This window comes from Faecalibacterium sp. Marseille-Q4896 (assembly GCF_017377615.1).
Classification (GTDB): domain Bacteria; phylum Bacillota; class Clostridia; order Oscillospirales; family Ruminococcaceae; genus Faecalibacterium; species Faecalibacterium taiwanense.
In genome coordinates, this window is sequence record NZ_JAFREG010000001.1 from 709195 (window position 1) to 723159 (window position 13965).

Here is a 13965-nt window from a genome sequence, read left to right on the forward strand (position 1 = left end):
TCCGTCTGAAGTGTGTTTTGCTTCTTCTGAGGTCATTTTACTGAAAGAGCTGTCCTATAAACATCTCTTTCTGCATTTTTTGTCATCTCATTCTTCCCCGATGCCCAGATACACATCAATGTCCATGATACCCTCCCCGCTGACCTCCACCAAATCCTCAAAGGGCACCACGGTGTCTCCCACCTGCAAGGTGCGGAACACCGGGTCGATGCGGTCTGCTTTTCCGGTCAGGGTGAGGTAGTTGCCCACTGCGGGAACCTCCGGGTGGGCAGTATCCTCTTTGAAATACCGCACCGTGATGGTCATGCCCTTGGTGACCTGCATCAGCCGATCGGACAGAGCCGACATTTCTTCCTCGGTCAAAATGCGCTTGGTCACCCGCTCGGTGCGCTGCTTTTCTGCGGCAAGCTGCTCGTCATAGCCCCGCAGCGGAGAGAAGGGTGAGAAGATCTTGGCACGGTTCTGAAGGGTCATGCGGGGGTGCTTGCAGAGGGATTCTTCGGTCTGGGGGCGTTCCATCTCTAGGATGTCCCCGTACTTTTGGGCGGTATCCCGCCCGATTTTGCTATTTTTGTAGTTTTCCATCTGAACCTCCCGCCGAATCTCCTGCACTGTGCCCGCCGATTTGTGCGTTGCGCTGGCGCATGGTGGCACCTTCCTCGTAGCTGCTGGCTTTCAGCACGGCGTTCTTGCCGTACTTGTTCTTGATGCCCAGCATGGCTTGCTGGAGTTTTTTCTCCTTTTCCAGCTTCTTGGTGTCGGTGAAAAAGTCCACCTGATAGAAGCCCTCGTCCGGCGTGACCTTGTTGGCGTTGATGGTGATGCGCCGCACCGTCAGCGCCGGGTCGGTGATGCGCTCAAACAGCTTTGCGCTTTCGCTGATGAGGATGCTGCCCAGATTGGTAGGGGCATCAAATCGGACAGTGCCGTGAGCTGCCTTGGGGATGGTTCTGCCGTAGCGGTCGGTCTGGGTCAGACCACGGTAGCCGCCCTTGTCCACGTTCTCCCGGTCGTAGCCTATCTCCAAGGTGATGGATTCCGTCACCAGCTTCTTTTCGGTGAGCCGGAACATCAGAATCTCTGCCATTTCCCGGACAATGAGTTTTGCTTTATCATACGGATAAGGAGTGGAAAGCACCTGTCCCTCGCTGATGCTGTTGGTGCTGGGCTTGTAGCTTTTGATTTGCTCTATGCCGCAGGGCTCGTAGCCCCATGCGTGGTCGATAAGGATTTCCGCATCCACGCCGAAAATCTCATACAGACGATCTTCCCCGTGGATGGAAAACCGTGCCAAGTCCCCCATGGTGTAGATGCCGTGGGCTTCCAGCCGCTTGACGGTACCAGGGCCGGTCATCCAGAAATCGGTAAGCGGGCGATGGTTCCACAGCAGATACCGGTAAGACTGCTCGTCCAGCTCTGCAATGCGGACACCATCCTTGTCCGCCGGGATGTGTTTTGCCACAATGTCCATGGCCAGCTTTGCAAGGTAGAGGTTGGTGCCGATGCCTGCCGTTGCGGTGATGCCGGTGTTGGTCAGCACCTCCCGCACCATGGTCATGGCAAGCTCGTGGGCGCTCATGTGGTAATAGGGCAGATAGCCCGTCACATCAATGAAAACCTCGTCAATGGAGTAGGGGTAGATATCCGCCGGGGACACATATTTGAGGTAGGTCTTGTAGATTTGGGTGGAAACGTCCAGATACCGCTGCATCCGGGGCGGTGCAACAATGTAGCTCAAGCCCAGCGCCGGGTCTGCGTTCAGGGCATTGGCATCAAAAGAGGTGCTGGCAAAGTGGTATTTTCCATCCTCTCCCCGGACTGCCTTTTTCTGCCGGATGGCAGTTTGCAGCCGCTGGGCGTTGACCTCTTTCACCCGCTGAACGGCTTCAAACAGCCGTGCTCTGCCGGGTATCTTGTAGGCCTTTAAGGAGGGCGACACCGCAAGGCAGATGGTTTTCTCGGTGCGGGATGCGTCTGCCACCACGAGATTGGTGGTCAGAGGGTCCAGATGGCGGTCTACGCACTCCACCGAGGCATAGAAACTTTTCAGGTCGATTGCCAGATAGGTGCGCGGCGCTGCCATACTTCAGCCCTCCTTTGCAAAAGCTACAACTATTTATCTTATTATAATAAATCTTTACGCTGTTTTCAAGATGGAATGGCTATTTTATCTGTGATATAGACAACAAAAAAGAGTGGCAGCATTTCAAGCTGAAACGCTGTCACTCTGTAGGAACTGCGTAATGACTGACGATTATCCTTCTACTTTGACCGTAGCACGATCGCTCTTTGCGTTTCCATCCGCATCCAGCGTGATATGCACAAAATGTTCCGGCTTATCATAATCCTTTGTCTCGCCGTCATCGGTATAGTATTCATAGGATGCACCATCGGGAGCATAGGCAAGCAGGCGCAGATCCTCAAAATCCACATCGGCAACGCTCTGGATCTTTTTGCCGTCCTTGGCAAGGGGCAGAAGGTGTCCCTTGCGCATAAAGAACACCACTTCATCCAGCTCCACCGGAATGTAATGATGGCCTGCTGGCAGCACGCTGGTTTCGATGCGGTTGCTTTCGCTGCACTTTACCCGCACCTGCAGCATCTCCTCCGGCAGATAAACATACCGACCACGGGCATTTTGCTCATATACCGGGGCAATCAACAGGCTTTCACCGATCATCACCTCATCCTCCACCCGGCGGGCAAAGTCGTCCTCCGGGAAGGCGAACGCCAACGGCATACAGTACATGCCGTTGTGCAGGGCAGCTTTCATGTACTCGCTGTAAATGTAGGGCAGCAGCAGGTAGCGCAGCTGTAAAATACCAGCAAAGGCAGCCTTGTTCTTAAAGCGGTAGGGCTCCTGCCGGCGGGTGCCGTCGGCAGAGTGGTTCCGCAGCAGCGGAGAGAAGATGCCCATGCCGTACCAGCGCAGCACCAGATCCTCCGTGGTATTGCTGCCAAAGCCGCCAATGTCGGGGCCTTCGTACAGGAAGCCGCACATATTCAGGGAGGGCATCATGTGCAGCGCAAGCAGAATGTGGCTCCACCAAGAATGGTTGTCGCCGGTCCAGATGCCGCCATACCGGTGCATCCCGATGCAGGCAGAACGGGAGTACATCAAAATGCGCTTGTCCGGCTCCAGCCGCTCAAAAGCCTCGCCTGCCGCACGGGTCATGTTATAACCAAAAAGATTATGTACCTTGTCGTGCCGCATACGCCCCTGTTTGGTGTTGTGGTAGAACAGCTTATAATCGTTTTCGTTGTTGGAAAGCCCTGCCACCATGCCGGTAAAAGCACCAAAGCTGGAAATATCCAGGTTTTGCTTGTTGTATTTCTCAATTTGAGCAAAGGTCTTTTTCAGTCTTTCCTCTGCGTAGAAGATAGCAGGCTCGTTCATATCATTCCAGAAGCCCTCGATCCCCTGATCCAGCAGAACTTTATATTGACTGCCAAACCAAGCACGGGCTTCCGGGTTGAGCATATCGGGGAAGTGTACCCGTCCCGGCCACACACCGGCTACAAAGGGGGTGCCATCCTGATTCGTGCAGAAGTAGCCGTTTTTCACGCCTTCCTCGTACACATCATATCCATCTTCGATTTTGACTCCTGCATCGATGATGGGGACAAGATGGATGCCCTGCGCTTTCATCTCGGCGGCAAAGTCTGCAAAACGCGGGAAGCGCTGCGCATCCACCGTAAAGTCCTTGTAACGCTCCATGTAATCGATATCCAAAACCACAGCGTCCAGCGGCATATGATTGGCACGGTAATTTGCCACCACCTCGCGGACCTCGTCCTCGTTCATGTAGCTCCAGCGGCTCTGGGCGTTGCCAAAAGCCCATTTGGGCGGAATATAACTGCGCCCCACCAACTGGCGGAACTGGTGCACAATATCGGTCAGGCTTTCGCCCTCAATGATGTAGAGATCGTAATTTTCCTCGGCCACCGTGACCCGCAAGGTATCCAGGTCGGTGTAGCCGCAGTCAAAGGTGACCTTGCCCGGGTAGTCAATAAAAAAGCCAAATGTATCCTTGCCGGACACAATCATAAAATTATAAGCACCGTACAGCGAGGATTTGCCCTCGGTATGGTTGCCGTCATCGGAGCATTTGCTTTCGTACACCCACCCGCGCTTGTTGATACCACGGACGTTTTCGCCAAGACCATACAGGACATCCTGCGGTTCCATGGCATAGGAGAAGCCATCCGGCTCCTTGGTCAGATAGGGTATCGTTTCCATCATGGGCAAAAAAGAACCCACTACACTTTCGGTATCAAACGGTTGACCGTATTGCTTTTTGTAGATCATAGTAAAATATCTCTCCTCTGTTTTTTGAATCGCATGCTGATCCTGTCGAGATAAAAATTTTCTTTAAATCCAAACGATGCAAAATCATCTCGCCCGATGCACCGCGAAACGAAACACCACCATTATGATAGATTGTCTCCCGCATGGCCTGAAATGCATTTTTTCCCAGCCTTACCGTATCGGAAGTGTAGATTTCATCTGTAAGCCTTCTATCGAATTTCATTTTCATCCTCGTAGGGTTTTGATTCTGCCGCGCACTTCAATTCTGGTATGTCTTTTATGGTCAACTGGCATACTGATTTTTGATCAAGCTTGTACAGCATCGCTAGTATAGTATACTTGCGCAGCATTTCGATTTCAAGCGCTAATTGGCATTGGCTGTGTAAAAAAGAGAGGCCAATCTGCGTAAAAATTTGCGCAAGTTGATTCCTGTACTTTTCCACAATCCGGCTATCCGTATAGACAGTCGTCTTGCGATGCGGTATACTCGAACCAGATCAACATTTTCAGGAGGAAAAATCATGGCGGGAGAAACCAACAAAGTCGTCATCGTTACCGGAGGAAGCTCCGGCATCGGACGGTGCACGGCATCCGCTCTGAAGGAGAATGGCTGCATCGTCTATGAGTTCAGCCGCAGAAATATCCCTATGGAGGGTGTCACCCATCTGTCTGTCGATGTGACCGATGAAGATGCGGTCAACGCCGCTGTGCAGCAGGTCATCCAAAAAGAGACCAAAATTGATGCAGTGATCAACTGTGCAGGCTTTGGCATTTCCGGTGCGGTGGAGTTTACGTCCATGGAGCAAGCCAAAGCGCAGTTTGATGTGAACTTTTTCGGGACAGTCACTGTAAATAAAGCAGTTCTCCCCTTCATGCGCCATCAAGGGAAGGGGCATATTGTGAACATCAGCTCTGTTGCTGCCGTAGCGCACATTCCGTTCCAGACCTTCTACTCTGCAAGCAAAGCCGCCGTTTCTTCTTACTCTTACGCTCTGGCAAACGAAGTCAAGCCCTACGGCATCCATGTTACCGTCGTAGAATTGGGTGACATCTGCACCGGATTTACAAAAGCACGTCAGAAAAGCATTCTCGGCGATGAAGAATACGGCGGGCGCATCTCCCGGAGCGTCAGTCAGATGGAGCACGACGAACAAAACGGCATGGACCCGGCACGCATTGGACGGTACATCGCCGGTATTGTGGAGAAAAAGAACCCGGCAGTCGTTTATGTTGCCGGTGCACAGTATAAATTCCTGAGCCTTTTGTGCAAGCTCCTGCCTGCCGCAGCACGCGGAAAGATCGTGGGGAAAATATATGGGTAACAGGCGCATTGCTCCGCAAAGCTGCTATATCCGTATTTTGTGGACAACGAAGCAGAGTTGTTCTCCCCGGAGTCCGGAAAAAAGGCAAGCCCTCCTTCATAAATTACAGTAACCGTTTATGATACTATGGGGAGGGGTCGGCATGTTTTTATCTCTTCTGCAATTTTTTGCCACAAAGTTTCTGGTTCTGGCGCTTCATCTGGAAAGCGGCAGCTTTCCGCGGCCCCTCTCTGCCCGGGAGGAAACCGAAGCCTTTTCCGCACTGCGTGCCGGTGACCCTGCCGCACGGGAAAAACTGATCCGGCACAATCTGCGTCTGGTGGCACACATCGTAAAAAAATACTACGCCCTGCCCGGCGATCAGGACGACCTTATTTCCATCGGCACCATCGGCCTGATGAAAGCGGTGGATACTTTCGACTCTGACCGTCGGGCACGCTTTTCCACCTACGCCAGCCGGTGCATTGAAAATGCTATCCTCTCCCCAGCGCACTTTCAGATGGAAAAGAGAACCCACTCATTTTTCAAAGCAGCGCAAATGCGTCAAAATGGGTTTTCTGGGCTCAGGAAAGCGGTCACCTTTTTCTACTTCAAAAGGTATCATGTGAGGGTTGTGGTCTAACCCCTCTATACATCTTGCAGGTAACTTTGGCAGGCCCCCGCACTACCGTAGAGGCGCAGGCGTTCTACCGTATGTACCATTCTTACGCCGGCATCCCGGACCCCTGGGACCGTCTGCGTTGGTGCCGCTATGGTCTTGACCTGCTGCAAAAAGAGGTTGCTGCCATGGTGGGCATGGAGGAATGGCTCTATCGGGATCTGGAAAGCGGCGCATTTCACCGCAGCTTCACGCCCGAACTTGCGGACAAGCTCGCCGCCCTTTACGGCATCCCGGTGGAGGATATTCTGGACGACTACACCCTGTTTCTGCACCGGGGCGGAGGAGCCTTCCTCCGCAGATACCGGGAGGCAAAAGGCTGGAACCGTCAGCAACTTGCCGACCACGCAAAGGTCAGCCGGACAAGCATCCGCTGCTGGGAGAGTGGACAAAAGACCATCAGTCAGAAGTGCTTTTGCCATCTGGTGGAAAACCTTGGTTCCGATTTTCCATCTATGCTTCGCATGTGAGGTATGGTAATTTTTCTCCGGTCAAACGAAAAAGCTCGTCTGCAAGCCACGATATGTGGCAGCGCAGACGGGCTTTCGTTATGGAATCATTCTGTTTCAATTATTCTGATATTTGCTCTGACTTACATGGCGTTCCGTAAAACACGCAGTCGTTCTTCAAACGTTGCTTTCCATGCCGGATGCTCGGAGAATACGGTGTGCTCCACCTGACGGACTTGGTTCAGTCCGATGTTCCGCACCGCTTCCACTGCAGCATCTTTTTGGCTCAGATGGCGTTTTCCCACGGTCAGACAGTTTGCGCCTTCTGGCGTGTCGTACTGCTGAAACGCCCGGTTGAAGTCCATCAGGTCATGCAGACGGATGGGCTGATTGGTTTCGTTGTCTACCAGCAGACCCCAATTTTCCCAATGACGGTCAGTATTGCCCACCAGATAATCCAGAATGTTCATCATATAGTAGCCGGGAGCATCCAGCTCTAAGATCTTATCCAGCGTATTCCAATCACGGTTCGTGCAGTAGACGTCATAGGCTGCATAGGTCACAAGACTGTATCGCTGAGATGTCATGATTTTGCTGATAGAAACCGGCTCATTTTCAAACATTCCCTGCTCATACAGTATCTGATGGCAGTCAAAGCACCGGCAGATTTTGCTTGCCAGCACTTCACGTTCCACCGCATCCCTGCCGCCATCCTTGTAAAGATAGAATCCATCCTCTTTGCGCACCCATGCTTTGGGGTACAAGCCGCCCGTAGACAGGTCATTTGCCAGAAGATGGGCGTTTGTCACCGTCATTTGGTGCCCCCGCAGCGCAATATCCACAAGCGCATTGCTTAAGGAGTGTGCAAAAAGGTTGATATCCTCGAATCGAATCTTCTCGTTTTCTTCTTTCACCCAGAACACATCCAGCAAAGACAGACAATGGTAGGATAATGCGATTTGTGCTCGTTCCCTGTCCGTAACACTCTGAGATGCACCGATACTGTTCAGGATTTCCTTGGCGTAAGTGCGATCCAACGTCAGCATCCGGGAGGCGCACCAATAGTAAAAGTTCGTTACATTATTGATGCGCTCGTCAAAATCATCCGATTCCACCAGAACCAGATCATAGGGCATGAAATCCTCGAGGCAGATCTTGCATTCCCCTGTCGTGCTGAGTTGTGCCACACAGCTTTCCCGGTGCATGATCTCGTAAAACATGATTTTCATCCCTCCCTGCGTTCTGTGTCTTGCTCTGTATTTATATTACCTTCTTTTTTCACGGGACGCAAGAGCTTTTACTTTTCAAAAAGCTTTTTCTGCTGCTCCATCAGGACGGTTTCGATACGCTCTTTCAGCAAAAAGCGAAACTGTTTTGAGTGTTATGCAATGCCATAGGATACCATATTGGCTGCCAGCAATCAACAGCTTTGTTGTGTCAGCCGCATTTCAAAAGACTTATGTAGCACAAAAAGCCCCACGCTCAACACTGCCTCTGAATCTGACCGTCTCTGGTGAGAGCAGAAAAGCATATGTTGAGCGTGGGGCTTTGTTTATCGGCTCGGCTGCCAGCCGGGCTTTTGGTGTTCCTTGGGTTTGTAAGTTCCTTTGGTAGTATCGATCACCGCCTGCAGCAATTCGAGCTTCTGCCATGTGGGGCAGTTCAGACGGTCGATTTTTTCGATCACATAGTTGGCGTGGGCGGTTGCGACCCGTTTTCCGAGTTCGTCCCATCCCTCTTTCGTTTTGGGGTAATGTACCACCACTTCAATGGGGGCACTCTTTCGCATGGCTCACTCACCTCCGGTTACATCGCTATCACCTCATTTTTACGGGTTACTGGTTGTCCGCTATTCGCTGCGGTTTCCGCTCAGAACGTTCAGAGCCAGACTGACCAGCAAAGCCATATCAATGCGGAGCATTTCAGCCTTGCTGGCATAGCCCATAAAGCGTTCGATGCGGGATTTATCGATTGTGAAGATCTGCTCCAGAAGAATCATGGACGGTTCTTCAAAGGCCGGGTTGGAATCCACCAGCACATGGGTGGGCTGGTTTTTCTTCTTTTCCGTCCGGGTGGTAACAGTTGCAACGATCAATGTAGGCGAATGACGGTTTCCAATGTTGTTCTGCAGAACTACCACAGGGCGTTTCCCGCCCTGTTCCGAGCCGATATGCGGCTCCATGTCTGCATAGTAGATGTCCCCTCTGAGATATCTCCAATTGTTCGGTAACATAAAAATCCCCGTGGAATGAAACGCCCTCATAGCCAAGAAGATTTACGAATCCTCTCAACTATGAGGGCATTGTTTTTATTCGTGCGGTTCCATGGTCAGATTATGCTGCAAAATTCAAGTGAGTCACTTTTTCTTTACCATTGAGCTTCTGATAACATCCAAAATGGTCTGATCCGCCGGGAGCCACGGAACGGAATCAAACTCCTCCTTCGTCAGCCACCGTGCAGCTTCCGCTTCTTTCAGAACAAGATCGCCGGAAACCACTTCACACCAGAAGCAGTCCATGGAAAGATGAAACGCCGGATAATCGTACTCGAGTGTACCAATTAAATCCCCCACAGTAATTTCCGTGTCCAGTTCTTCTTCGATTTCCCGCTTCAGAGCCTGCTGCGGGGTTTCGCCCGGCTCGATTTTGCCGCCCGGAAACTCCCACTGGCCTTTATAGTCGCCATAACCGCGGGCAGTGGCGTAGATTTTGCGTTTTGCCTGCATGGAGTCGCAGATCACAGCGGCCACAACACGAATCGTTTTCATAACGTTCCCCTTTTGGATTCATTATAATGGCCGACCGTCAGAAGTACCACCGACACGATAGAACACCCTGTTTCCTGCTTTTCTTGCAGTAAGCAGCCCCATCTCATGGAATTTCATCACAAACGTCCGAATGGTTGCATACGCAGCGTTTCGGAAATCCTTTTCCAGCTGCTTTGTGGTAAACTCCTCTGCACCATAAGCAGACAGGACATACTCCCAGAGCAGCCGTTCTTTTTCTGTGATTTTTCCTCCCGCAAGAGCAGTTTGATATACCTCAAGATCAGTTTTCGGCGGGACTGCATCCACCTGCAGGCGGTTATAGACCTCATTGCAGAAGTAGAACAGAAAGGGAGTCACATCCGTATAGCCGGAAATCAGAGCATTTCTCTCCACGCGTTCGTAGGCTTTGTAATATGCGCCCTTATTTTCAGCGATGTATCGGGAAAACGGCGTGAACAGTGCCGCAGGATAGCCCTGCTGAACAAGATACCAGAGGTGGAATAGCCGTACAGTGCGTCCATTCCCGTCAAAATAGGGGTGGTAGTACGCAAAGGCAAAGTGCAGAATGGCAGCCTTATGCAGCTCATTGATGCCGTCATTGGCATTCGCAAAATCGACAAGACATTTCATGGCACCGGGAAGCCGCTCTGCCGGAAGTCCCGGTCTGGGTTCTTCACCGCCTACAATAAAAACCTCGCCATGCCGATAAAAGTGGTTTGGCAGTAATCGATCTTCATCCGGGAGATAATCCCCTGTGCTGATCTGATATAGGTAATGCAGATTCTCCTCGGTGATCCTATTCTGACGATTCGCGATAAACTCCAGTCCGCGCTTCATACCATAGATGCGGGCTTCTTGTTCATCACGAGGGGCATAACCATCGAGGATATAACGGATACTGCTGCGGGTCGAGCGGATACTTTCAATTTGAAAAGTAGCATAAATTTCCTCGGTCATCGCCGACAAACCGAAGTTTTGTCCACTGACAGGGACAGAGAGCAACTGCTTCATACCATTTGTTGAAATTTGCGCGAGGTTCGGCAGGTAAAACAGCTTATTTCCAGAAAAATCAGTCAACGGCAGAGGCTGCGCAAAGTTTTGCCGCAGCAATTCGGCAAATTCTTTGACGCTGACAGTCGAGTACTTGTATTCCATCCGATTGAGTTCAAACAAATGCTTATCTGAAAGCATTTTGGCAAACTGTGCCCCATCCATTCTGTCCACCTCGCAATTGATACTTATTGATACTATATAGTATCAATATACCAATTCTTTATAAAAAAGTCAACCGAAACAGGCCGAACCAACTTTTTTCCATACTCTCCGTCAAAATTCCCGCGGCACAGCCACGAATCACATCTCCATCGGCTTATTCCCCACTTCGTCCAGATACGCATTCAAAAATTCCGCTGCAAGGCTGTTGGGACGGATGTTTTCTCTGGCTTCCTGTGGGGTGAACCACTTGCAGCGGTCCACTTCGTGGTTGATATGCAACGCCTTTGCGGTTCTGACGAAAGCCGTAAAGTTGCACATCAGCGTGTTAGACGGCTCAAAAAACTTGGTACGGTTGAATCGGAGGTGCTCTACTTCCAACCCGGTTTCTTCCCGGACCTCCCGCACCACGGCGTGTTCTTCTGCCTCACCGCGGTTCACATATCCAGCCACCAGAATATAAGAGGGCTTGCCGTACTGCTGGATGAGCAGAATTTTCCCGGTTTCCTCATCCACAACAATCATGCTGACTGCCACATTGTACATCGGGAACCGGTATTGCTGGCATTTCGGGCAATAAGGCACAATGCCCTCTTCTTCCAGTTCTTTTTCAATCAATGCCGTACCGCATTCAAAGCAATGCTTCTGAATCATTTTTACACTCCAAACACTGTTTTCGTCAGCCGGATACCTGCTGCCGTCTTCATCGTATGTTCCATAAAGGTTCGGATTGCCTGCTGGTCGTACCCGCTTTCGGACGCATTGACGATATAATCTGCCTCAATCAGAATCTGATAGTCAATGCCGTCGATCTGCGCCGGGCTATGGTGGTGCCCTACCAGATAGGCCACCCGGTCGATCTGTTCTGCCGTCATGCCGGTATCCGCCAAAAACTCCCGCACCAGCGGGGCACCCTCCTGCTCCTGATATTTACCATTGGTGTTGCCGTACTTTTTGCGGCAGAGCGGGCAGGCGATATCGTGGGTGATGGCCGCCACCTCCAGAATAAACTGCGTGTCTGCGTCCAGCCCCTCCAGCTCACCAATGGTTTTGGCATAGGTCCACACGCAGCTCAGGTGCGTGATGTCATGGATATTCCCTTCGGAAAAGGCGATCATCTTTTCCATGATCTGTGCAATGGTCATCATTTGTTTTCACTCCCGTTTTTAATACTTAAATGTTCACCTTGATAAACGCGAACTTATTCTTCAAATCTTTTATGACACTTTGGACATTCTTTAGGGATCGGCCTATAACCAACAAGCGAGCAACCGCAATAAGGACATTTCATCATGGTGAGATGATATACAATACCACCAACAACAACCATTGCACCGATTAGCAGGCATAGGTTTACTCTGTACTCCTTTGCCGTCATTGCTCCTATTACTGCGAGCAATATTCCTATCATCAAAATGATCCAAGAAATGGCAGCCTGCTTTTGTGGGCTATTGTTTTTCATATAATCACACTCCTCTACAAATTCCGATTCATAAAATCCCCGTCAGCGCCACTGCAACCAGAAGGGACGGCAGCAGGTTTGCCACCTTGATGGTTCTTGGCCATACCAGATTGATGCCCACACAAAAAATCAGAATATTTCCTACCAGCGAGAGATTGTTCAGCACAGCGTCCGTCATAAAGCCGGACAGCACTACCGCAAGAGCCGTCATGGCACCTTGCAACACTGCCACCGGAATAAATGAAAACACGCAGCCCTTGCCCATGGAGGACGCCATGATGAGCACAATGATAAAGTCCAGAATCGCTTTTGCTACCAGCGTGGAATGGTCGCCGTAGATGCCATCCTGAATGGAGCCGATGACGGCCATGGCCCCGATGCTCACCGTCAGGGATGCCGACACGAAGCCGTTGACGAACTGGTTGTCGCCGTCACTGCCAGTCTTGTGTTTGAGCCACTCGCCAAAGCGTTCAAACTGTGCATCCAGATCAATAAGTTCACCCAGCAGCGCACCCAACGCCAGCGATAGAATCATGACCATAGAGCCACCGGTGCTCAAAGTTCCGTCTGGCCTAACCGTCAGTATCTTGGAGAGCGTTCCCGCCGCTCCCAGAAACACCACGGAAAAGCCCGTGGCTTTGATGATTGTATCCTGATAGCGCTCTTTCAGAAAGCGTTTGAACAGAATACCCAGCACACCGCCTATCACAATGGCCAGCGCATTGATGATCGTTCCCAATCCCCGCATTTTCGTTTTTCCCTTGCTTACTGATTCCTGTATTTGTTTAAGACTTCATCCGGGATATGACAGTAGCTGCAATCTTCCGGGTACCGCTCCAGATGATGCTGATGCTCCTCTGCACTCCGGACGTAATTCGTCAGCGGCAGCACTTCCACAACGATTTTATCCCGGTCCTTCCTGCTGTCAATAAAGGCTCTTTCTTCTTCCAGATGTCCGGGATTTGTGCTGTAAAGCCCCGTGCGATACTTTTTTCCAACATCAACGCCCTGTTTGTTCAGGCTGTACGGGTCGATGATTTCAAACAGATGCTCCATAAGCTCTGTAACACTGGTACATTTCTCATCAAAGACCACTTTAACGCACTCTGCGTATCCATCATACGGGCCGTCCAGCGTGTTTGTTGTTCCGTTGGCTCTCCCGGCTTCGGTCGTCCGTACACCGGGCACCGTGTCAAAAAAATGCTGGACGCCCCAAAGGCACCCGCCTGCAATGTATACCGTTTCCATACTCTTGACTTTCCTTCTTTTACTGGTACAGTTTGCATCCATGCTCTGTACTCCTTACGGTTTCCTTGCTAGCTGCAAATCGATCCATCATACCAACTCACAAAAAGTGCTTCCGCACCATTGCAGAGTAATTATCATATTGTTGAAAGCCATATCGCTCATAAAATTGGATCGTTTTAGGATCAGACGACATAACTTTCACATACAGAAGCTTTTGATAGAAACTCATGATCCGTTTCATCCGCTCATCTCCAATGTACTGTCCCTGATAAGCAGGGTCCACCAAAAGATAATGCAAAAATGCGACTGTTTCTCCATCATCAAGCGCGCGAACCAGCCCGACCAGCTTATCACCATCCCACGCAGAAATAACTCGTGTGGAATTGTGCATCGCATGGACAAGTTTTTCTGGATAATTGCCGGATTCCCAGTGAACGGATAAAAACAGTTTCTGCAATTCATCGGCCGTGAAATCTTTTGTTTATTTATACTCGATTTCCATGATGCACCCCTTTATAACTTCCACAAATGCGAAGTT

Annotated in this window: 18 protein-coding genes; 3 read left to right on the top strand and 15 right to left on the bottom strand. The window is 50.8% G+C overall.

The features are described 5' to 3' along the window. Positions 1-87 precede the first annotated feature (87 nt). The 4 genes from J3348_RS03595 to J3348_RS03610 form a co-directional block, all read right to left on the bottom strand. Entirely contained in the window at positions 88-585 is a 498-nt protein-coding gene (locus J3348_RS03595; protein WP_207698309.1) for a hypothetical protein, read from the bottom strand. Continuing rightward, on the bottom strand, positions 566-2083 hold the full coding sequence (locus J3348_RS03600; protein WP_207698310.1) for a DNA methylase: 1518 nt from the start codon (positions 2081-2083) through the stop codon (positions 566-568). Before J3348_RS03600 ends, J3348_RS03595 begins: the two co-directional genes overlap by 20 nt. A gap of 171 nt (positions 2084-2254) precedes the next feature. After that, on the bottom strand, positions 2255-4309 hold the full coding sequence (locus J3348_RS03605) for a TIM-barrel domain-containing protein (protein ID WP_207698311.1): 2055 nt from the start codon (positions 4307-4309) through the stop codon (positions 2255-2257). Further along, positions 4275-4532 (bottom strand): hypothetical protein, encoded by a 258-nt coding sequence (locus tag J3348_RS03610; protein ID WP_207698312.1) that lies wholly within the window; start codon positions 4530-4532, stop codon positions 4275-4277. Before J3348_RS03610 ends, J3348_RS03605 begins: the two co-directional genes overlap by 35 nt. Positions 4533-4830: 298 nt before the next feature. Between J3348_RS03610 and J3348_RS03615 the strand changes: the two genes are divergently transcribed. From J3348_RS03615 to J3348_RS03625, 3 genes are all read left to right on the top strand, one after another. Beyond that, positions 4831-5631: an SDR family oxidoreductase gene (locus J3348_RS03615; protein WP_207698313.1), complete on the top strand. Its 801-nt coding sequence runs from the start codon at positions 4831-4833 to the stop codon at positions 5629-5631. A 142-nt stretch (positions 5632-5773) separates the two neighbouring features. Next, on the top strand, positions 5774-6253 hold the full coding sequence (locus J3348_RS03620) for a sigma-70 family RNA polymerase sigma factor (protein ID WP_242702845.1): 480 nt from the start codon (positions 5774-5776) through the stop codon (positions 6251-6253). Between the two features lie 71 nt (positions 6254-6324). After that, positions 6325-6759, top strand: coding sequence for a helix-turn-helix transcriptional regulator (locus J3348_RS03625; protein WP_097774722.1), 435 nt, complete (start codon positions 6325-6327; stop codon positions 6757-6759). 122 nt (positions 6760-6881) lie between these two features. Here the strand turns inward: J3348_RS03625 and J3348_RS03630 are convergent, their stop codons facing one another. The 11 genes from J3348_RS03630 to J3348_RS03680 all read right to left on the bottom strand — a co-directional run bounded on the left by J3348_RS03630 (position 6882) and on the right by J3348_RS03680 (position 13884). Then, positions 6882-7967 (bottom strand): hypothetical protein, encoded by a 1086-nt coding sequence (locus J3348_RS03630; protein WP_207698315.1) that lies wholly within the window; start codon positions 7965-7967, stop codon positions 6882-6884. Positions 7968-8290: 323 nt separating this feature from the next. Continuing rightward, a complete protein-coding gene (locus J3348_RS03635; RefSeq protein WP_005922522.1) occupies positions 8291-8527 on the bottom strand; it encodes a hypothetical protein in 237 nt (78 codons plus the stop codon). Between the two features lie 60 nt (positions 8528-8587). Further along, entirely contained in the window at positions 8588-8971 is a 384-nt protein-coding gene (locus J3348_RS03640; protein WP_097785024.1) for a type II toxin-antitoxin system PemK/MazF family toxin, read from the bottom strand. Between the two features lie 123 nt (positions 8972-9094). Further along, a complete protein-coding gene (locus J3348_RS03645; RefSeq protein WP_207698316.1) occupies positions 9095-9505 on the bottom strand; it encodes a (deoxy)nucleoside triphosphate pyrophosphohydrolase in 411 nt (136 codons plus the stop codon). A gap of 21 nt (positions 9506-9526) precedes the next feature. Continuing rightward, positions 9527-10720 (bottom strand): Fic family protein, encoded by a 1194-nt coding sequence (locus J3348_RS03650; protein WP_207698317.1) that lies wholly within the window; start codon positions 10718-10720, stop codon positions 9527-9529. A 138-nt stretch (positions 10721-10858) separates the two neighbouring features. Beyond that, on the bottom strand, positions 10859-11371 hold the full coding sequence (locus J3348_RS03655; RefSeq protein ID WP_005922551.1) for an NUDIX domain-containing protein: 513 nt from the start codon (positions 11369-11371) through the stop codon (positions 10859-10861). A 2-nt stretch (positions 11372-11373) separates the two neighbouring features. Further along, a complete protein-coding gene (locus J3348_RS03660; protein ID WP_005922554.1) occupies positions 11374-11865 on the bottom strand; it encodes an HD domain-containing protein in 492 nt (163 codons plus the stop codon). 53 nt (positions 11866-11918) lie between these two features. Then, entirely contained in the window at positions 11919-12179 is a 261-nt protein-coding gene (locus J3348_RS03665) for a hypothetical protein (protein WP_097782054.1), read from the bottom strand. Between the two features lie 28 nt (positions 12180-12207). Continuing rightward, entirely contained in the window at positions 12208-12927 is a 720-nt protein-coding gene (locus J3348_RS03670) for a DUF554 domain-containing protein (RefSeq protein WP_097774715.1), read from the bottom strand. A 17-nt stretch (positions 12928-12944) separates the two neighbouring features. Next, positions 12945-13427 (bottom strand): peptide-methionine (S)-S-oxide reductase, encoded by a 483-nt coding sequence (locus J3348_RS03675; protein WP_207698318.1) that lies wholly within the window; start codon positions 13425-13427, stop codon positions 12945-12947. Between the two features lie 97 nt (positions 13428-13524). Then, the gene (locus tag J3348_RS03680; protein ID WP_242702846.1) at positions 13525-13884 is read right to left on the bottom strand and encodes a GNAT family N-acetyltransferase; all 360 of its coding nucleotides are present in this window, start codon (positions 13882-13884) and stop codon (positions 13525-13527) included. Positions 13885-13965 lie beyond the last annotated feature (81 nt).

Coding starts and splice junctions, on each gene's coding strand:
- J3348_RS03595 (WP_207698309.1), bottom strand. CDS start 585: ATGGAAAACTACAAAAATAGCAAAATCGGGCGGGATACCGCCCAAAAG.
- J3348_RS03600 (WP_207698310.1), bottom strand. CDS start 2,083: ATGGCAGCGCCGCGCACCTATCTGGCAATCGACCTGAAAAGTTTCTAT.
- J3348_RS03605 (WP_207698311.1), bottom strand. CDS start 4,309: ATGATCTACAAAAAGCAATACGGTCAACCGTTTGATACCGAAAGTGTA.
- J3348_RS03610 (WP_207698312.1), bottom strand. CDS start 4,532: ATGAAATTCGATAGAAGGCTTACAGATGAAATCTACACTTCCGATACG.
- J3348_RS03615 (WP_207698313.1), top strand. CDS start 4,831: ATGGCGGGAGAAACCAACAAAGTCGTCATCGTTACCGGAGGAAGCTCC.
- J3348_RS03620 (WP_242702845.1), top strand. CDS start 5,774: ATGTTTTTATCTCTTCTGCAATTTTTTGCCACAAAGTTTCTGGTTCTG.
- J3348_RS03625 (WP_097774722.1), top strand. CDS start 6,325: ATGTACCATTCTTACGCCGGCATCCCGGACCCCTGGGACCGTCTGCGT.
- J3348_RS03630 (WP_207698315.1), bottom strand. CDS start 7,967: ATGAAAATCATGTTTTACGAGATCATGCACCGGGAAAGCTGTGTGGCA.
- J3348_RS03635 (WP_005922522.1), bottom strand. CDS start 8,527: ATGCGAAAGAGTGCCCCCATTGAAGTGGTGGTACATTACCCCAAAACG.
- J3348_RS03640 (WP_097785024.1), bottom strand. CDS start 8,971: ATGTTACCGAACAATTGGAGATATCTCAGAGGGGACATCTACTATGCA.
- J3348_RS03645 (WP_207698316.1), bottom strand. CDS start 9,505: ATGAAAACGATTCGTGTTGTGGCCGCTGTGATCTGCGACTCCATGCAG.
- J3348_RS03650 (WP_207698317.1), bottom strand. CDS start 10,720: ATGGATGGGGCACAGTTTGCCAAAATGCTTTCAGATAAGCATTTGTTT.
- J3348_RS03655 (WP_005922551.1), bottom strand. CDS start 11,371: ATGATTCAGAAGCATTGCTTTGAATGCGGTACGGCATTGATTGAAAAA.
- J3348_RS03660 (WP_005922554.1), bottom strand. CDS start 11,865: ATGATGACCATTGCACAGATCATGGAAAAGATGATCGCCTTTTCCGAA.
- J3348_RS03665 (WP_097782054.1), bottom strand. CDS start 12,179: ATGAAAAACAATAGCCCACAAAAGCAGGCTGCCATTTCTTGGATCATT.
- J3348_RS03670 (WP_097774715.1), bottom strand. CDS start 12,927: ATGCGGGGATTGGGAACGATCATCAATGCGCTGGCCATTGTGATAGGC.
- J3348_RS03675 (WP_207698318.1), bottom strand. CDS start 13,427: ATGGAAACGGTATACATTGCAGGCGGGTGCCTTTGGGGCGTCCAGCAT.